Raw genomic sequence first — 16,915 nt, forward strand, 5'->3', positions numbered from 1 at the left:
TCGGCTCGACCACCGACCGAACGGAGACTTCATGACGCCGCCCCATCCCCGCTCACGTCCGCGTGGCGCCCGCCGCCCCCTGGCCCTGCCGCTCGGCATCGCGGCGGTCACCGCGCTGGCCTTCCTGCCGAACGCGACCGCGTCGGCGGCCGCCGCGGCGGGCCACACCCCGGCGAGCGCGCCCGTCGTCACCGACGGCCCCGACCTGAGCTACGTCGTCAACGTCCGCCCCGGCAAGGGTGGTTCGGCGGCGAAGAAGGCCATCGGCAAGGCCGGCGGCACCGTCGTCATCGCGTACGACAAGATCGGTGTCATCGTCGTCCACTCCAAGAACCCGGACTTCGCGAAGACCGTCCGCACCGTGCGCGGGGTCGAGTCGGCCGGTGCCACCCGCACCACGCCGCTGGCCGCGCAGTCCAGCGACGACCTCGCCACCCGGCAGGTGCTGACCGCGGCGGAGGCGAAGAAGGCGGCCGCCTCGGCCACGGCGGACCAGGACCCGCTGGAGCCGTTGCAGTGGGACCTGCCCGCGATGAAGGCGGACAAGGCCCACAAGGTGTCCCTGGGCAGCCCGAAGGTGACGGTCGGCGTGCTCGACTCCGGCGTCGACGACACCCACCCGGACCTGGCCCCCAACTTCGACAGGAAGGCGTCGGCCAACTGCCTGGGCGGGGTGCCCGTGCAGAAGGACGACGCGTGGCGGCCCGTCGAGGGCGAGTCCGGGCACGGGACGCACGTGGCCGGTGAGATAGCCGCCGCCAAGAACGGCGTCGGTGTCACCGGGGTCGCGCCGGGCGTGAAGGTGGCCAGCCTGAAGGTGGCGGAGCCCGCCACCGGCATGTACTACACGGAGGCCGTGGTCTGCGGCTTCGTATGGGCGGCCGACCACGGGGTGGACGTCACCAACTCCAGCTACTACACCGACCCCTGGCTGTTCAACTGCACGACGGACGCCGACCAGAAGGCGCTCGTCACGGCCGTCACCCGGGCCACGCAGTACGCCGAGCGCAAGGGCGCGGTGAACGTCGCGGCGGCCGGCAACGCGGCCACGGACCTCGCCCAGGACGAGATCGTCGACGACTCCTCGCCGGACGACTCGACGCCGACGCACCGGGTCGTCAGGACGAAGGACTGCTTCGACATCCCGTCGCAGCTGCCCGGCGTGGTCACCGTCGCGGCGACCGGCGCCAAGGGCCTCAAGGCCTCCTTCTCGAACTACGGCAAGGGCGTCATCGACATCGCGGCCCCCGGCGGCGACAGCACGGCGTACCAGACGCCCGCTCCCCCGGCGACCAGCGGGCTGATCCTGTCCACGGTGCCGGGCGGCAAGTGGCAGTACATGGCGGGTACGTCGATGGCGTCCCCGCACGTCGCGGGTGTCGCCGCGCTCATCAAGTCGACGCATCCGAAGGCCTCGGCGGCGCAGGTGAAGGCGCTGCTGTACAAGGAGGCCGACGCGACCGCGTGCACCGACCCGTACGACATCGACGGTGACGGCACGGTCGACGCGGTGTGCGTGGGCGGCAAGAACAAGAACAGTTTCTACGGTGCCGGTGCGGCGGACGCGCTGGACGCCGTGACCAAGTAGCGCGGTCGCGGCAGGGAAAGGCGGGGGCGGGGCCCGGTCGGGTCCCGCCCCCGGTGTTCCGGCACACTGCCCGCATGAGCCATGCGACCGGCCCCTCATCGGCCACCACCGCCGCCTGGGACGCGCTCGGCGGCGACCCCGCCCTGCTGTCCCGCATCTCGCACGTCACACGCGCGGGCGCGCTGCCGGCCCGCCTCCCGGTGCGCGAACTGGCCGCGGCCTGCGTCGGTGTGTGCTCCCTCGCGGCCGCGGAACTGGCCGCCACGCGCGCGGGGCGGGGCGTGGGCGCCGTCCAGGTCGACGACGGCGCGGTGGCGACGGCCTTCACCAGCGAGCGGCACCTGCTCATCGACGGGCGCGCGCCGGTCAACTTCGCCCCGCTGTCGCGCTTCTGGCGGACCCGGGACGGCTGGCTGCGCACCCACGCGAACTACCCGCACCACAGGGCCCGGCTGCGCGTGGCGCTCGGGGCCGGTGCGGACGCGAGCGTGGCGGACGTGGCGGCGCTGCTCGCCGAGCGGTCGGCGTACGAGGTCGAGGAGACCGTGTACGCGGCCGGCGGTCTGGCCGTGGCGCTGCGCAGCCCGGAGCGGTGGGCCGCGCATCCGCAGGGCGCCGAGGTGGCCGGCCGGCCGCTGCTGACGCGGGAACGGCTCGACGCGGCACCGCCCCGCGATCCGCGGCGGCCCCTGCGGGTCCTCGACCTCACCCGGGTCATCGCGGGCCCGGTCGCCACCCGCACCCTGGCGCTGCTCGGCGCGGACGTGCTGCGGGTGGACGCGCCGCAGCTGCCGGAGGATCCGGACGCGCACGCCGACACCGGTTTCGGCAAGCGCTCGACACGGCTCGACCTGGGCGCGGGCGCGGACCGGCGCGTCTTCGACGAGCTGCTGTCCGGCGCGGACGTGGTGGTCACGGGATACCGGCCGGGCGCGCTCGACCGGTTCGGGCTCGCTCCCGAGGCGCTGGCGGAGCGGCGCCCCGGCCTGGTGGTCGCCTCGCTCTCGGCCTGGGGCGGGTACGGGCCCTGGGGCGGCCGGCGCGGCTTCGACAGTCTCGTCCAGGTCGCCACGGGCATCGCGGAGACCGAGGGCGACACCACGGAAGGAGACCTCCCCGGGGCGCTGCCCGCGCAGGCGCTCGACCACGGCACGGGGTACCTCCTGGCGGCGGCCGTGCTGCGCTCGCTCACCGAGCAGGCGGCGGAGGGCGGTTCGCGGGTGGTCCGGCTCGCGCTCGCGCAGACGGCGCACTGGCTGGTGCACGGGGTGCGGCCGGAGCCCGCGGGCCCCGACGGGGCGCAGGACCCCGGCGTCCGGCTCGCGGAGACGGACAGCCCGCTGGGCCGGCTGCGGTACGCGCTGCCCCCGGTGTCGTTCGACGGCGGACCCGCCGACTGGCGGCGGCCACCCGGGTGCTGGGGCGCCGACGCGCCCCGGTGGCCGACACCTGACGCCCCGGCGGTCCCGGGCGAACCGGAGCCGCCCGTGACGCGTCTTCCCGGCCATGGATGACCGTGTCCATCGGCCGGCCCCGGACTTGCCCGCACCCGGAACTGCTGGTCAAGATCCTTTGGTGAGTTCCCTGCCGCCGACCACCGAACTGTCCGCTCCGGCGGACGCGCCCGTCCGCAGACCCGGCGCCGGGCGCGCCGTCGCCGTCGTCGTGCTCGTCGCCGCGGCGGCCCTGATCCCGATGTTCGGGCCGCGGGCCGCGCTCGACGGCACGGGAGAGGCCGCCGCGCCCGGCACCGGCGGGATCGCGCTGCTGCGGACCGTGCTGTTCGCCGCGCTGTGCGTCCAGGCCGGGGAGATCTTCGCCGGGCTCCTCGCCCACCGGGTGGCGCCCGCCGCGCCAGAGCCGCGCCGCTGGTCGGCGTACGCGCCGTGGGCGGGGTTCGTCGCGGCCCTGGGGCTCGCCTCCGTGGTGGCCTCGGGGAATCTGGTTCCGGACAGTCTCGCGGCGCTGGACATCGGCGGCCTGTACGGAACGCGGGACGGCACGCTGGCCCTCGTCGAGGTGAACGCCTTCCTGGTGGCGGCGCTGTGCGCGCGCACCCGGCGCCCCGGCACGGCGCTGTGGCCGCTGGCCGCCGTGGCGGTCGCGGAGGCGCTGCGCGCCCACCCGCCGTCCGAGGACACGCCGCTCATCGGCTCCGGGCTGACCCTCGTCCACGTCACGAGCGCGGCACTGTGGGTGGGCGGCCTGCTCTACGTGCTGCGCACCACGCACGCGTGGCGGACGCTCGCCCCCGAAGCGGGCGCGGCCCTTCTGGGCCTCTACGCGCGCGTGGCGGCGATGCTGCTCGCCGCCATCACCGCGACCGGGGTGTGCAGCACACTGCGCCGGATGCCGACGAGCACGGTCCTCGACCAGCTGACCTCGACGGCGTACGGGCGCACGCTGCTCGCGAAGGTGCTGCTCGTGGTGGTGGTCGCCGTGCTGGCCCTGGTGGCGCGGCTGCGGCTGTCCCGCGCGCGGGACCGTACGCGGGCGTACGTCCCCGCGCGCGCGGAGGTCGTGGTGCTCGGGATCGTGGTCGCGGTGTCGGCGGTCCTGACGGCGCTGCCGCTGCCGATCCGCTGGAGCTGACCCCCGGGACGCGGGCGCGGCGTTCAGTTGGTGACGAGCACCTTCAGGGCGGTGCGCTCGTCCATCGCCTTGTAGCCGCCCGGGACGCCCTCGATGTCGACCGTCATGTCGAAGACGGGCGAGGGGTCGATCGTGCCGTCCAGGACGTCGGGCAGCAGGTCGGGAATGTAGCTGCGGACGGGGGCGACGCCGCCGCGCAGGGCGATGTTCCGGTCGAACATGACGCTCAGGTCGAGGCCGGTGCCGCTGCCGTGCGGGACGCCGACGAAGCCGATGGCGCCGCCGTCGCGGGTGATGTTCACGGCCGTCTTCATGGACTGCTCGGTGCCGACGGCCTCGATCACGGCGTGCGCGCCCTGGCCGCCGGTCAGCTCGCGGATCGCCTCGACGGCCGCGTCGCCGCGCTCGGCGACGACGTCGGTGGCGCCGAAGGTGCGGGCGATGTCGGTGCGGACCTGGTGGCGGCCGAGCGCGATGATCCGCTCGGCGCCGAGCCGCTTGGCCGCCAGCACGCCGCACAGGCCCACCGCGCCGTCGCCGACGACGGCGACCGTGGCGCCCGGCCGCACGCCCGCGCCGAGGGCCGCGTGGTGGCCGGTGCCCATGACGTCGGAGAGCGTCAGGAGGGCGGACAGCAGGTGGTCGTCGGAGGCGGCCTCGGCGGGCAGCCGGACCAGGGTGCCGTCGGCGTAGGGGACGCGGACGGCCTCGCCCTGTCCGCCGTCGTAGCCGACCGAGCCCCAGAAGCCGCCGTGCTCGCACGAGGTGGTCAGTCCCTCGCGGCAGTAGTCGCACACGCCGTCGGACCACATGAAGGGGGCGACGACCAGGTCGCCGCGCCGGACGCCCGACACCTCGTTGCCGGTCTCCTCGACGATGCCGAGGAACTCGTGTCCGATGCGCTGGCCGGGCTGCCGGGCGGCCTCGCCGCGGTAGGCCCACAGGTCGCTGCCGCAGATGCAGGCGCGCAGGACGCGTACGACGGCGTCCGTGGGCAGCACGACGACGGGCTCGGGGACGTCCTCCACACGCATGTCGTACGGGGCGTGAATGGTGGTGGCGCGCATAGGGGGGTGTTCCTTTGTGCAGGTCAGTGAGGGGTGCGCCGGGTCTCGGCGCTCTCTTCACGGTACGCCGCACGGGGCGCGGGCCGCGCATCGAGCACTCCCTGGGCCAGCAGGAACTGGGCCGCCACGTAGGTGAGCATGATCCAGAAGTCGGGGCGCGGCAGGGTCGGCCAGTCGGCGATCCCCATGGCGATGAGCGAGTCGGACAGCAGGAACAGGGCGCCGCCGACACCCGCCGTCGGGCCGAGCCGGGAGGCGCCGTAGGCCATCGCGGTCAGCAGCAGGCTGTATCCGGCGACGGGTCCGCGCAGCCCGGCCGGCAGATCGGGCCAGAGCGCGACGACCGTGACGGCCAGGACGACGCCGTAGCCGATCGCGAGCAGCCCGCTCCGCGCGCGTGGTGACCCCATCCGCTTGAAGAGCACGAGGTAGCAGACGTGTCCGGCGGCGAAGCTGCCCATCCCCGCGAGGAAGGCGGCGTCGTTGTCGAACAGCAGCAGGACGTCGCCGCCCCACCCCAGCAGCAGCGCGCCGCACAGCAGCCGGGGCCCGCCGCGCGCGACGACGTAACCGAGCAGGGCGGGTACGAGGAGCGGCTTGAGAACGAGGTGCGCGGTGTGCGCCCCGGCGAGGAGCGCGACGAGATCGGCGGCGCACACCGCGAGGAAGCCGGTGCGCAGGGCCCGGGGCAGGCTCATGCGGCGCCCTCGACGGGCTGCGGGGCGGGGGCGGGCTCCGGCTGTGCCTGCGGCGCGGGCTGCCAGCCGGGGCCGCGGAACACCCTCCCGGCCCGCTCGCGCCAACTGCCGGCCGCCTTCAGGTCCTTGGCGATGGCGACGTACTCGTGGGTGGCCACGCGCAGCGGGTTGTGGGTGCTGATGTTCTTGGTGAGCCCGAAGACGGGCCGCTCGACCTCCGCCACCCACGAGCCGAAGAGCCGGTCCCAGACGATGAGGATGCCGCCGAAGTTGCGGTCCAGGTAGCCGCCCTGGGAGGCGTGGTGGACGCGGTGGTGGGAGGGCGTGTTGAAGAGGAACTCGAAGGGGCGCCACATCTTGTCGATGCGTTCGGTGTGGATCCAGAACTGGTAGACGAGGTTGACCGACGAGCAGAACGCGAGTGCCGCCGGGTGCACGCCGCAGGCGATGAGCGGCAGGTAGAACGGCCACGAGGTCACGCTCGTCCAGGGCTGGCGCAGCGCCGTCGTGAGGTTGAACTTGCGGCTGGAGTGGTGCACGACGTGGCACGCCCACAGGATGCGGATGACGTGGTGGCCCCGGTGCGACCAGTAGTAGAAGAAGTCCTGGGCGAGCAGCATCAGCGGGATCGTCCACCAGAGCACGGGCACGCGCAGTGGCGTCAGTTCGTACACCGCCGTGTAGATCGCGACGATCGGGATCTTCCACAGGAAGTCGAACACGAGGCTGCCGAGCCCCATGGTGACGCTGGTGGTCGCGTCCTTGGTGTCGTATCCGGCTTCGGCCCCGTCTTCGTCGGGATGGATCCGCACGCTCACGATCTCCACGATCGTGAGCAGCACGAAGGCGGGGATCGACCACAGCACGACATCGGGCAGGTTGGGCGTCGACATGCGTGCACCGTACGGGCGGTGGCGGGGCCTCGGCTAGATGTTGTTACCGACAAGTATTACCAGGGGTAGGGGGTCAGACTCCGGTGGCTCCCAACAAAGATCCCGCCGCGTACGTCACCGCCATCGCCAGCGCGCCCCCGCCCATGTTCCGCGCGATCGCCCGCCCCACGGCCGCGTTCCCCGTGCGGGCGCTGCTGTAGCCCGTGAGGGCGAGTGCGGCGAGGACCGAGAGGACCGTGACGGGCAGGCGCCAGGCGGCGGGCGGGAGGACGATGGCGAGCAGGGGGAGCAGGGCGCCCACGGTGAACGCGAGGAAGCTGGCCCAGGCCGCGTGCCAGGGGTTGGTCAGGTCGTCGGGGTCGATGCCCAGCTCCACGCGCGCGTGGGCGCGCAGCGCGTCCCGCTCGGTGAGCTGTTCGGCGGCCTCGCGGGCCACGTCACGGCTGAGTCCGCGCTCCGCCAACAGGTCGGTCAGCTCCTGGAGTTCGGCCTCCGGCTGTTCCTTCAACTCGCGCTTCTCCAGGTCCAGTGCGGCCTTCTCGGAGTCGCGCTGGGTGGAGACGGAGACGTACTCGCCGGCCGCCATGGACATCGATCCGGCGAGCAGCCCGGCGAGGCCGGCGGTGAGCAGGGCGGAGCGGTCGTCGGTGGCGCCGGCGACGCCGACGACGAGTCCCGCGGTGGAGACCACGCCGTCGTTGGCGCCGAGGACGGCGGCGCGCAGCCAGTTGAGCCGCGAGCCGAGCGCGCCGCCGTGTGCTTCGTCGTGCGTGGATGATTCGGTCACCCGGTGAGCATGGCACCCAGGGGCCTCACCAGACCCGGACCGACGCTCCGGGCGCGAAGACGGGGCTCGTGGCGTCGGCCGGGGGCTCCTTGAGCGGTTCGTCGATCTCGGCGACGGTGGGGCCCACGCGGGCCGCGATCGGGTCCAGGAGGCCGAGGTCGAAGCCGTAGACGCGGGCGGTGTTGCCGCCGACCATGGCGGCGATCTCGTCGCGCGGCAGTCCCGCGTAGGCGATGCGCAGCGCTTCGCGGGTGTACGGGTACGTGCCCTCGTCGTGCGGGTAGTCGCTGCCCCACATGATCTTGTCGAGGCCGATGCGGTCCCGTAGCGGCACCTCGTGGGGGCGCATGAAGCTCGCGCCCACGAAGCAGTTCTCCCGCCACACCGTGGAGGGGCCCTTGCCCATCGAATCGGCCAGGCCCGCGCCGAACTTGGACTCCGCGGTGTTCGCCTTCGTGGCGGCCCGCACCAGGCGCGCGTGGTAGTAGTCCAGCATGTCGAGGACGCCGGGGATCCAGCCGGAGCCCTGCTCGGTGAGGACGAGCTTCAGGTCGGGGTGCTTGCGGAAGGCGCCGCCGAAGACGAGGTGCCAGAGGGCGCGGTGCGAGAACCAGGTCGTCTCGACCATGAACACCGCGCGGGCGGCGGGTTCGTCGCCGAGCGGCGGGGAGGCCGAGCCCGCGTGGTGGTTGACCGGGACGCCGAGTTCGGCGCAGGTCCGCCAGATCGGGTCGTACGTCGACGAGTACAGCTCGGGGAGGCCGGAGCCCGGCGGGGTGCCGGGCAGCAGCAGGCCGCCCTTCAGGCCCGCGCCGGCCGCCCAGCGGATCTCCTCGACGGCCTCCTCCACGTCGTTGAGGAGGATCTGGAAGACGCCCGCCCGGCGCCCGGGGGCGGCGGCGCAGAAGTCCGCGAGCCAGCGGTTGTGGGCGCGCAGCCCGGCCCAGCGCCGGGTGAACTCCTCGCGCGTGGGCGCGGGTGCCATGAGCGAGGCGGACGGGAAGAACGGCGGGATGGTGTTGGGGAAGACGACCTCGGCGACGATGCCGTCGCGCTCCAGCTCCTCGATGCGGCGCTCGGAGTTCCAGTTGCGGTCGGCGGTGTCGGCGAGCAGGTCCGCGTAGGGGTTGACGTAGGTGGCGGCCCACGCGTCGAACGCGTCGTGGTGCCGGGACTCCAGGTAGGGCCTGTAGTCGAGGAGGTCGGCGCCCGCGTGGCAGTCCGCCGAGATCACCGTGTAGCGGTCCGCGGGTCCGGTCACGGGTTCACCCCCAGGGTCGGGAAGTCGTGGTCGGTCAGCCAGTGGCGGCCCACGTCGCGCGAGCGGGCCCAGGACGCCTCCACGGCCGCCTGGTCGGTGTCCTGTCCGAGGTCGGCGGGGGTCGGGCCGATGCGCCGCGCGAGCGGGGCGAGGGCGTCCGTGTCGAAGCCGAACACCTCGGCGGCGGCCAGGCCGAGCATGCGCCGGGTCTCGGCGACCGGGATGTCGTGGAAGGTTCTGCGCAGCCACGCGCGCGTGTCGGGCCATGTGCCCTCGGGGTGCGGGAAGTCGCTGCCCCACAGGATGTTGTCGACGCCGATCTCGTAGCGCTGGGCGAGCTCGCGGCGCTTGGTGTTGGTGGCGCAGATGAAGACCTGCCGGTCCAGGTACTCGTGCGGCGGGCGCTTCAGCTCGGCGAACGGCGAGAGTTTCTTGCCGCCGTGGGCGCCCAGGTAGAGGCGGTCCATGAACCAGAGCAGGTTGGGCAGCCACCAGCAGCCCGACTCGGCGATGCCGAACTTCAGGCCCGGGTGCCGCTCGAAGACACCGGACCACAGCAGGAACCAGAGCGGGCGGGCCGGCCACCAGGTCACCTCGCTCACGTAGATGCCGAGGTGGTCGCCGTACTCGTGGCGCGGCGCGGCCCCCGAGTGCGTCACGACCGGCATCCCGCACTCGGCCGCCGCCGCCCACACGGGGTCGTAGCGGCGCGCGTGGTACGGGTCGTGGTCGACCCACATGGAGGGGATCATCAGGGCGCCGAGCCCCGACTCCTTCGCCCGGTGCACTTCGGCGACGACCTTGTCCGGGTCGGCCGTGATGGGCAACAGGGCGACACCGCAGTGCCGTTCGGGATTCTGCCCGACGAACTCGGCGAGCCATCTGTTGTGCGCCTGGGCGCCCGCCATGCCGAGCTCGGGGTCCTGGTCGCCGGAGAGGCCGAGCCCCACGCCGAACGGCGCCGCCGTCTGGCTGTCCACGGCGTCCGCGTCGGGGAAGACGACCTCGGCGGCCACCCCGTCGCCGTCGAGTTCCTTGAGGCGCTGCGCCGCGTCCCAGCCGCCGCGCAGCCCCTCCTCGTTGTCCTGGAACCACTTGGCGGCGAACGCGTCGTTGCGGATGCCGAGCCGGGTCGCCTCCTCGCGGCGCTTGTCCCGCTCGCCGAGGAAGTCGTCGAAGGCGCGGTGGAACCGGGAGTCCAGATAGGGCCGGTACTCCGCGGTGGGCAGTCCGGCGTGGCAGTCGGAGGAGATGATCAGGTACGGGTCCTGGTCGCTCATCGTGCGTCCCTCCTCGGAGGTGTCAGTCGAGAATGAAGCTCTCCAGATACGCCGGGTTCGCCCGGTCCAGCATCGACTGCGAGCGGGCCCGGATCTGCCGGTCGCTGTGCTCGCTCTCGGGCAGCAGCCAGAAGCGGTCCGCGGCGATGCCCTCCGCGACGAGGTCGGCCACCTCCTCGACGGGCGTGAACGCGACCTCCTTGCCCGCCGCCTTCATGGCCGCCTCCCACTGGCCGAGGCTGCGGTACGGCGTCCGGCGCGGGCGCTCCTTGGCGAACCGGTCGGGCCGGTTGCGGTGCGACTCCCACAGCCCGGTGCGCAGCATGTGGGGGCCGGGGAAGAGCACGGAGGCGCCCACGCGCGCGTGCTCCGCCTTCAGGTGCGCGTACAGCGACTCGGTCAGTGTCACCACGGCGGCCTTGGTGACGGCGTAGACCGAGGCCGTCGGCAGCGGGGCGATGCCGCCGTCGCCGGAGGAGGTGTTGACGACGTGTCCCGGCTCGCCGCCCGCGATCATGCGGGGCACGAACGCCTGGACGCCGTGGAAGACGCCCCACACGTTGACGTTGAACGCCCACTTCCAGTCGTTGGGTTCGTGCTCCCACATGCGGCCCTCGGCGCCCGAGCCGACGCCCGCGTTGTTGCACAGCACGTGGCAGGCGCCGAACGTGGCGTACGTGTCCTCGGCGAGCGCCACGACCTGTTCGCGCTCCCCGACGTCGACCACGCGCGCGTGGACGACCGCGCCGTCCGCCCGCAGGTCGTCGGCTGCCGCTTCGAGGGCGCCCTTCTCGACGTCGGCGAGGACCACCTTCAGGCCGTCCGCCGCGAACCGCCGGGCCATCGCGCGTCCGATGCCGCTCGCCGCGCCCGTGACGACGGCGACCTGTCCCTCCCGCAGCTCCATGTCAGACGCTCCCCTCGGGCGGGCCGTCGAGGATCTGCTGGGGGTCGTCGTAGCGCTGGTGGATGTACGGCAGGAGGGCCTGGGCACTGACCCGCTCGACGACCCTGCCCTTCTGGTCGGTGGTCTTCTCGCCGATGGTGATGTCGACCAGGGTGCGCACGGGGAGGTCGGCGACCGGGTCGTACATGGACTCGCGCAGGACGACGTCGCCGGTGATCCGCTCCAGCTTCCTGACCTTCTCGTTGCGCAGGCAGTGCACGAGCACCGGGTCCGCGTCGAACCCCGAACCGTCGACCGCGGGCAGGAACTTGAAGTAGAAGTCCGTCTTCTGCGACGGCTCGGGGACGGGCAGGGTGCCGCTGACCGCGCCGCGCACCTCGACGAACGCGATGCCGTGCCGGGCCAGCGCGGCCCGTACCACCAGGCCGTCGCGCTCCACGGTGACCTCGCCGAGCTTCTTGGGTTCGCCGAAGACCTCGCGGCCCCCGACGAGGGCCCGCTCGTGCGTCATCGGCATGACGAGCGGATACCAGCCCCGCACTCCCCCGTGCTCGGCGGCGACGGCGACCGAGCCCGCGCCCAGCGGGTAGCCCGGCAGATCGACCTTGCTGATGTTGGCCCGCACCAGGGGCCGCTCGGCGGGCTTGAGCGGCGGCGGCAGCACCGCCGCCACCGCGTCCGGATCGGACTCCCACACGGCGACCACGCCGGTGGACCAGATGTCGGGGAGCTTGCTGCTCGCGGTGCGCGCGGCGGCGATCTCCGCCTCGGTGCGCGCTCCGTACCGTACGCGTGCCATGTCGTACCGCCCTTCGTCCGTGACGTGTCGGGGGTCGTGCGCTCGGCGCCTGTAACACAGTTACACCGGCGGCGATGAAGGGTAAAGACACGTGCACCGACGGGAGTCGAGGGGGCAGGGGATGGCACGCACGCCGCTCACCCGGGACGAGGTCCTGTCCGTCGCGGGCGACCTGGTCAAACAGCACGGCCCCGAGGCGCTGTCCATGCGCAAGCTGGCCGCCGAGCTCGGCACGGCCGTCACGTCGATCTACTGGCACGTCGGCAATCGCGAGTCGCTGCTCGACGCCCTGGTGCGGCGGACCGTCGCCGATCTCGGCACGATCCGGCCGCGCGGAAGCAGCCCGCAGGAGCGCGTGGTGTCGATCGCCCGCGCCCTGCGCCGGCAGCTGCGCGCCCACCCCCACCTGGTGGCGATGGTGCACGAGCGCGGCCTGACCGAGCACATGTTCCTGCCGGTGCAGCAGGCCCTCGTGCACGAGGCGCACGCGGCGGGGCTGCGCGGGGCGGGCGCCGCCGAGGCCGTGCGGGCGGTGCTCTTCCAGGTCGTCGGACACGTGCTGGTGGAGCGCAACCGGGAGCGCGCGCCGGTGCAGCGGCCCGGCGAGGAGGAGCTGTGGGCCGGGGCGAAGGCGGTCGCCGCCGAGGACGACCGGGCGCTCGCCCGCGCGCTCGCCACCCCCGTGGACACGGAGCAGCTCTTCGACACGTCGGTCCACGCCCTGGTGAAGTCACTGCTCGGTCCGGCCACTTGAGCGGGGACCGGCCCGGCCGGTGTCCGGAAGGCGCGCGAGGGGGGACGGCGGCGACCGGAGTGTCAGTGAGGGCCCGTATCCTCAGGGACCATGCTCGAAGACCGCCCGACCGCAGCGTCCGCAGCCCCCTGGCCGGCCGCGTATCCGCAGGGATACGCGGTCGTCGACGTGGAGACCACCGGCCTCTCCAGGGACGACCGGATAATCTCGGCCGCCGTCTACCGCCTGGACGCTCGCGGCGAGGTCGAGGACCACTGGTACACGCTGGTCAATCCCGAGCGGGACCCGGGCCCGGTCTGGATCCACGGCCTCACGACCGACGTGCTGGCGGGGGCGCCGCTCTTCCCGGAGATCGCCGAGGAGTTCGCCGCGCGCCTGGACGGCCGCGTCCTGGTCGCGCACAACGCGGTGTTCGACTGGTCGATGATCTCCCGCGAGTACGCGCGGGCGCAGCGCACCGCCCCCGTCCGGCAGCGGCTGTGCACCATCGCGCTCTCCAAGGAGCTCGGCCTGCCGCTGCCCAATCACAAGCTGGAGTCGCTGGCCGCGCACTTCGGTGTCGTCCAGGAGCACGCGCACCACGCGCTGGACGACGCGCGGGTGCTCGCCGAGGCGTTCCGCCCGAGCCTGACCGCGGCCGCCGGGCGCAACATGCGGCTGCCGCTCCTGGAGTGCCGCCCGCTCACCGAGTGGGCCGAGCAGTCCGTGCCGCGCCAGCAGCAGTCCTCGTACCGGGGCGGCGGCGCCTCGGCCGGCTGGCGGCCCTCGCGCAAGCGTCCGGCATGCCCGTACCCGAACCCAGGGCGGTACGAACCGGACAAGCCGCTCAAGCAGGGCATGCGGGTCGCGTTCTCCGGTGACACCTCGGTCGACCGGGAGCTGCTGGAGGACCGGGCGGTCGAGGCCGGCCTGCACGTGGCGACGAGCCTGTCGCGGCTGACCAGCCTGCTGGTGACCAATGACCCGGACTCGTACACGTCGAAGGCCGTGAAGGCGAAGCAGTTCGGCACGCCGGTCGTGGACGAGGCGGCGTTCGGCCAGCTCCTCCAGGACGTGGCCGACGCGGACAAGAAGTAACGTCGGCAAAGAGGGGGACATCGGGGGAGCATTGACGACAGACGGGTGATTTGTGGGGCGACTCGCCCCGCGCCCGTCCGTCGCCCGCGGCCCGCGCCCGCACCCTGTGGCGCATGGCACGTTGCGAGGTCTGCGGAAACGACTACGGCATGTCCTTCGAGGTGCACGCGCAGGGCGCGGTGCACGTCTTCGACTGCTTCTCCTGCGCCATCCACCGCATGGCGCCCATCTGCGAGCACTGCCGCTCGCGGATCATCGGGCAGGGCGTCGAGGTGGAGGGCCACTGGTACTGCGGGGCGCACTGCGCCCGCTCCGAGGGGCGGGTGGGCATCGTCGACAAGGTCTGAGCCCGCACGGCACCCGTACAGCACCCGGCCGCCCAAGCCGGGAGCACCCCCCTGAAAACACCCCATGGCCGAGCGGTACCGTCATGGGGTGTACCGCTTCCTGTTGACTCGGCAGTGGGTGATCCTCACGCTGGTCGCCCTCGTCCTCATCCCCACGATGATCCGGCTGGGCATCTGGCAGATGCACCGCCACGACGAGCGCGCCGCCCGCAACCAGCTGGTCACCGACGCGCTGCGGGCGAAGCCGGTCTCCGTCGAGGACCTGGCGTCCGTCGGACACACCGTCACCAGCAAGGAGCGCTACCGCACCGTCACGGCCACGGGCCGCTTCGACACCGACGACGAGGTCGTCGTGCGCCGCCGCGTCAACTCCAACGACGAGGTCGGGTACCACGTCCTGACTCCGTTCGTCCTCAAGGACGGCAAGATCCTGCTGGTCAACCGGGGCTGGGTCCCCGACAGCGGCAGCCAGACCGCCTTCCCGAAGATCCCCGCGCCGCCGGCCGGCGAGGTCACCTTCCAGGGCCGGCTGATGCCCGACGAGACGACCGCGGCCAGCGGCATCAAGGACCTGCGGGGCCTGCCCGACCGCCAGGTCATGCTGATCAACAGCAAGCAGGAGGCGAAGCGCATCGGCGGCGCCGCCCAGGTGCTCGGCGGGTACGTCGCGCAGACCTCGCCCGCACCCAAGGGCGACGTCCCGGAGCAGCTCGGCCAGCCCGGCAAGGAGGACGCCGCGCTGAACCTCGCGTACGCCTACCAGTGGTGGCTGTTCGCCGCCGCCGTGCCCGTCGGCTGGGTGGTCCTGCTCCGCCGCGAACTGCGCGACCGGCGGCGCAAGGAGGAGGACGAGCCCGTGGACGAGGTGACCCCGGCCGCCGTCTAGGGCGTGTGTCGAAAGTCCCGCCTGCCCCGCGGACGGACGACGGGACTTTCGACACACGCCCTAGGACAGGTCCGGTGCCGGCCCGCGCTCGGCCGGCTGGTCGACGTCGCCCGCGCGTACCGGTTGTGTGTGACCGCCCGCGCAGTTCCCCGCGCCCGTGACGGGGCAACCGCAACTCATGCATCGACCCATCGAGGACTACGCGCTCGTCGGCGACGAACAGACCGCCGCCCTGATCTCCCGGGGCGGCTCCGTCGACTGGCTGTGTCTGCCCCGCTTCGACTCCCCCGCCTGTTTCTCCGCGCTGCTCGGCGACGAGGAGAACGGGCACTGGCGGATCGCCCCGAAGGACGCCGACGGGGACTGCGCCCGCCGCTCCTACCGGTCCGGCTCGCTCGTGCTCGACACCGAGTGGGACACCGACGACGGCAGCGTCCGGGTCACCGACTTCATGCCGCAACGCGACCAGGCCCCCGACCTCGTCCGCATCGTCGAGGGGATCCGGGGCCGGGTCACCGTCCACAGCGAACTGCGGCTGCGCTTCGACTACGGCTCCGTCGTGCCGTGGGTGCGCCGTGTCGACGGCCACCGGGTGGCCGTCGCCGGGCCGGACTCGACGTGGCTGCGCAGCGAGCCCGACGTGCACAGCTGGGGCAAGGACTTCGCCACGCACGCGGAGTTCACGGTGGAGGAGGGTGAGCGGGTCGCCTTCGTGCTGACCTGGCACCCCTCGCACGAGGAACGTCCGGCCCTCGTCGACCCCTACGAGTCCCTGGAGCACAGCCTGGAGGACTGGCGGGCCTGGGCCGGCCACTGCTCCTACGACGGGCCGCACCGGGACGCCGTGCTGCGCTCCCTGCTGACGCTCAAGGCCCTCACCTACGCGCCGACCGGCGGCATCGTCGCCGCGCCGACCACCTCGCTGCCGGAGGAGATCGGCGGCGTGCGCAACTGGGACTACCGCTACTGCTGGCTGCGGGACTCCACCCTCACGCTCGGGGCGCTCCTGTCCGCGGGCTATCTGGAGGAGGCCAGGGCCTGGCGCGACTGGCTGCTGCGGGCCGCCGCGGGCAACCCCGCCGACCTTCAGATCATGTACGGGCTCGCGGGCGAGCGGCGGCTGCCCGAGCAGGAGCTGCACTGGCTGGACGGCTTCCGCGCCTCCCGTCCCGTACGGACCGGGAACGAGGCCGTACGGCAGTTGCAGCTCGATGTCTACGGCGAGGTGGTCGACTCCCTGGCGCTGGCCCGCCGTTCGGGTCTGGAGGCGGGACCGCACGCCTGGCAGCTGCAACTGGCCCTGCTCGACTTCCTCCAGGAGGCGTGGTCCGAACCCGACGAGGGGCTGTGGGAGGTGCGCGGGCAGCGCCGCCACTTCGTCCACTCGAAGGTGATGGCCTGGGTCGCGGTGGACCGCACCGTGCGGTCGATGGAGGAGGATCCGCGGCTGCCCGGTGACATCGACCGGCTGCGCAAACTGCGCGACACCGTCCACCGCGATGTGTGCGAGCGCGGGTACGACGCAGAGCGCGGCACGTTCACCCAGTACTACGGATCCCGGGAACTCGACGCGGCCCTGCTGCTCCTGCCCCGGGCGGGGTTCCTGCCCGCCGACGATCCGCGGATCGTCGGTACGGTCGACGCGGTGCAGCGGGAGCTGTCGCACGAGGGACTGCTGCGCCGCTACAGCACGACCGGGTCGGAGGTCGACGGTCTGCCGGGCGACGAGGGCGCCTTCCTCGTCTGCTCGTTCTGGCTGGCCGACGCGCTGCACATGATCGGCCGGAGCGAGGAGGCGCGGGAGCTGTTCGAGCGGCTGCTGGCGCTGCGCAACGACGTGGGACTGCTCGCCGAGGAGTACGACCCCGTGGCCGGCCACCAGCTGGGCAACTTCCCGCAGGCGTTCAGCCACATCGGGCTCGTGAACACCGCGATGACCCTGTTCGCGCACGGGCCGCACGGAGAGGCAGGATAGAGCC

General features: G+C 73.1%; 16 protein-coding genes. 8 read left to right on the plus strand and 8 right to left on the minus strand.

From position 1 onward, the window contains the following. Positions 1–31 precede the first annotated feature (31 nt). The 3 genes from ABT127_RS34035 to ABT127_RS34045 all read left to right on the plus strand — a co-directional run bounded on the left by ABT127_RS34035 (position 32) and on the right by ABT127_RS34045 (position 4,180). Positions 32–1,588 carry a S8 family serine peptidase gene (locus ABT127_RS34035; protein ID WP_351458702.1) on the plus strand — a complete coding sequence of 519 codons (1,557 nt, stop codon included), beginning with the start codon at positions 32–34 and terminating at the stop codon, positions 1,586–1,588. A 74-nt stretch (positions 1,589–1,662) separates the two neighbouring features. Continuing rightward, positions 1,663–3,102, plus strand: a complete 1,440-nt coding sequence (locus ABT127_RS34040; protein ID WP_351458704.1) for a CoA transferase — start codon at positions 1,663–1,665, stop codon at positions 3,100–3,102. A gap of 61 nt (positions 3,103–3,163) precedes the next feature. Beyond that, positions 3,164–4,180 carry a CopD family protein gene (locus tag ABT127_RS34045; protein WP_502971828.1) on the plus strand — a complete coding sequence of 339 codons (1,017 nt, stop codon included), beginning with the start codon at positions 3,164–3,166 and terminating at the stop codon, positions 4,178–4,180. Positions 4,181–4,203: 23 nt separating this feature from the next. On the opposite strand, the gene ABT127_RS34050 is transcribed toward ABT127_RS34045, so the two are convergent. From ABT127_RS34050 to ABT127_RS34085, 8 genes are all read right to left on the minus strand, one after another. Further along, the gene (locus ABT127_RS34050) at positions 4,204–5,247 is read right to left on the minus strand and encodes a zinc-dependent alcohol dehydrogenase family protein (protein WP_351458707.1); all 1,044 of its coding nucleotides are present in this window, start codon (positions 5,245–5,247) and stop codon (positions 4,204–4,206) included. Between the two features lie 23 nt (positions 5,248–5,270). Beyond that, positions 5,271–5,945 (minus strand): lysoplasmalogenase, encoded by a 675-nt coding sequence (locus tag ABT127_RS34055; protein ID WP_351458710.1) that lies wholly within the window; start codon positions 5,943–5,945, stop codon positions 5,271–5,273. Beyond that, positions 5,942–6,838 carry a sterol desaturase family protein gene (locus ABT127_RS34060; RefSeq protein WP_351458713.1) on the minus strand — a complete coding sequence of 299 codons (897 nt, stop codon included), beginning with the start codon at positions 6,836–6,838 and terminating at the stop codon, positions 5,942–5,944. Before ABT127_RS34060 ends, ABT127_RS34055 begins: the two co-directional genes overlap by 4 nt. A gap of 73 nt (positions 6,839–6,911) precedes the next feature. Further along, positions 6,912–7,625: a VIT1/CCC1 transporter family protein gene (locus ABT127_RS34065; RefSeq protein WP_351458716.1), complete on the minus strand. Its 714-nt coding sequence runs from the start codon at positions 7,623–7,625 to the stop codon at positions 6,912–6,914. Between the two features lie 25 nt (positions 7,626–7,650). Next, entirely contained in the window at positions 7,651–8,886 is a 1,236-nt protein-coding gene (locus ABT127_RS34070; RefSeq protein WP_351458719.1) for an amidohydrolase family protein, read from the minus strand. Further along, complete coding sequence (locus ABT127_RS34075) at positions 8,883–10,166, minus strand: amidohydrolase family protein (RefSeq protein WP_351458722.1); 1,284 nt, start codon at positions 10,164–10,166, stop codon at positions 8,883–8,885. Before ABT127_RS34075 ends, ABT127_RS34070 begins: the two co-directional genes overlap by 4 nt. 22 nt (positions 10,167–10,188) lie before the next feature. Continuing rightward, a complete protein-coding gene (locus tag ABT127_RS34080) occupies positions 10,189–11,073 on the minus strand; it encodes an SDR family NAD(P)-dependent oxidoreductase (protein WP_351458725.1) in 885 nt (294 codons plus the stop codon). A gap of 1 nt (position 11,074) precedes the next feature. Then, positions 11,075–11,872 (minus strand): acetoacetate decarboxylase family protein, encoded by a 798-nt coding sequence (locus ABT127_RS34085; RefSeq protein WP_351458727.1) that lies wholly within the window; start codon positions 11,870–11,872, stop codon positions 11,075–11,077. Positions 11,873–11,993: 121 nt separating this feature from the next. Here ABT127_RS34085 and ABT127_RS34090 point away from each other — a divergent pair, with 121 nt between their 5' ends. The 5 genes from ABT127_RS34090 to ABT127_RS34110 all read left to right on the plus strand — a co-directional run bounded on the left by ABT127_RS34090 (position 11,994) and on the right by ABT127_RS34110 (position 16,911). Next, positions 11,994–12,626: a TetR/AcrR family transcriptional regulator gene (locus ABT127_RS34090; RefSeq protein ID WP_351458730.1), complete on the plus strand. Its 633-nt coding sequence runs from the start codon at positions 11,994–11,996 to the stop codon at positions 12,624–12,626. Positions 12,627–12,716: 90 nt separating this feature from the next. Further along, complete coding sequence (locus ABT127_RS34095) at positions 12,717–13,703, plus strand: DEDDh family exonuclease (RefSeq protein ID WP_351458732.1); 987 nt, start codon at positions 12,717–12,719, stop codon at positions 13,701–13,703. A 113-nt stretch (positions 13,704–13,816) separates the two neighbouring features. Then, the gene (locus tag ABT127_RS34100) at positions 13,817–14,050 is read left to right on the plus strand and encodes a metallothionein (protein ID WP_111667090.1); all 234 of its coding nucleotides are present in this window, start codon (positions 13,817–13,819) and stop codon (positions 14,048–14,050) included. 88 nt (positions 14,051–14,138) lie between these two features. Continuing rightward, complete coding sequence (locus ABT127_RS34105) at positions 14,139–14,936, plus strand: SURF1 family cytochrome oxidase biogenesis protein (protein ID WP_351458735.1); 798 nt, start codon at positions 14,139–14,141, stop codon at positions 14,934–14,936. 178 nt (positions 14,937–15,114) lie between these two features. Next, complete coding sequence (locus ABT127_RS34110; protein ID WP_351458737.1) at positions 15,115–16,911, plus strand: glycoside hydrolase family 15 protein; 1,797 nt, start codon at positions 15,115–15,117, stop codon at positions 16,909–16,911. Positions 16,912–16,915 lie beyond the last annotated feature (4 nt).

It is taken from the genome of Streptomyces sp. NPDC001904, assembly GCF_040297005.1.
GTDB lineage: Bacteria > Actinomycetota > Actinomycetes > Streptomycetales > Streptomycetaceae > Streptomyces.

What these genes read in the sequence shown, in the direction of transcription:
- ABT127_RS34035 (WP_351458702.1), top strand. Translation starts at nt 32, where the DNA reads ATGACGCCGCCCCATCCCCGCTCACGTCCGCGTGGCGCCCGCCGCCCC.
- ABT127_RS34040 (WP_351458704.1), top strand. Translation starts at nt 1,663, where the DNA reads ATGAGCCATGCGACCGGCCCCTCATCGGCCACCACCGCCGCCTGGGAC.
- ABT127_RS34050 (WP_351458707.1), bottom strand. Translation starts at nt 5,247, where the DNA reads ATGCGCGCCACCACCATTCACGCCCCGTACGACATGCGTGTGGAGGAC.
- ABT127_RS34055 (WP_351458710.1), bottom strand. Translation starts at nt 5,945, where the DNA reads ATGAGCCTGCCCCGGGCCCTGCGCACCGGCTTCCTCGCGGTGTGCGCC.
- ABT127_RS34060 (WP_351458713.1), bottom strand. Translation starts at nt 6,838, where the DNA reads ATGTCGACGCCCAACCTGCCCGATGTCGTGCTGTGGTCGATCCCCGCC.
- ABT127_RS34075 (WP_351458722.1), bottom strand. Translation starts at nt 10,166, where the DNA reads ATGAGCGACCAGGACCCGTACCTGATCATCTCCTCCGACTGCCACGCC.
- ABT127_RS34080 (WP_351458725.1), bottom strand. Translation starts at nt 11,073, where the DNA reads ATGGAGCTGCGGGAGGGACAGGTCGCCGTCGTCACGGGCGCGGCGAGC.
- ABT127_RS34085 (WP_351458727.1), bottom strand. Translation starts at nt 11,872, where the DNA reads ATGGCACGCGTACGGTACGGAGCGCGCACCGAGGCGGAGATCGCCGCC.
- ABT127_RS34090 (WP_351458730.1), top strand. Translation starts at nt 11,994, where the DNA reads ATGGCACGCACGCCGCTCACCCGGGACGAGGTCCTGTCCGTCGCGGGC.
- ABT127_RS34095 (WP_351458732.1), top strand. Translation starts at nt 12,717, where the DNA reads ATGCTCGAAGACCGCCCGACCGCAGCGTCCGCAGCCCCCTGGCCGGCC.
- ABT127_RS34100 (WP_111667090.1), top strand. Translation starts at nt 13,817, where the DNA reads ATGGCACGTTGCGAGGTCTGCGGAAACGACTACGGCATGTCCTTCGAG.
- ABT127_RS34110 (WP_351458737.1), top strand. Translation starts at nt 15,115, where the DNA reads ATGCATCGACCCATCGAGGACTACGCGCTCGTCGGCGACGAACAGACC.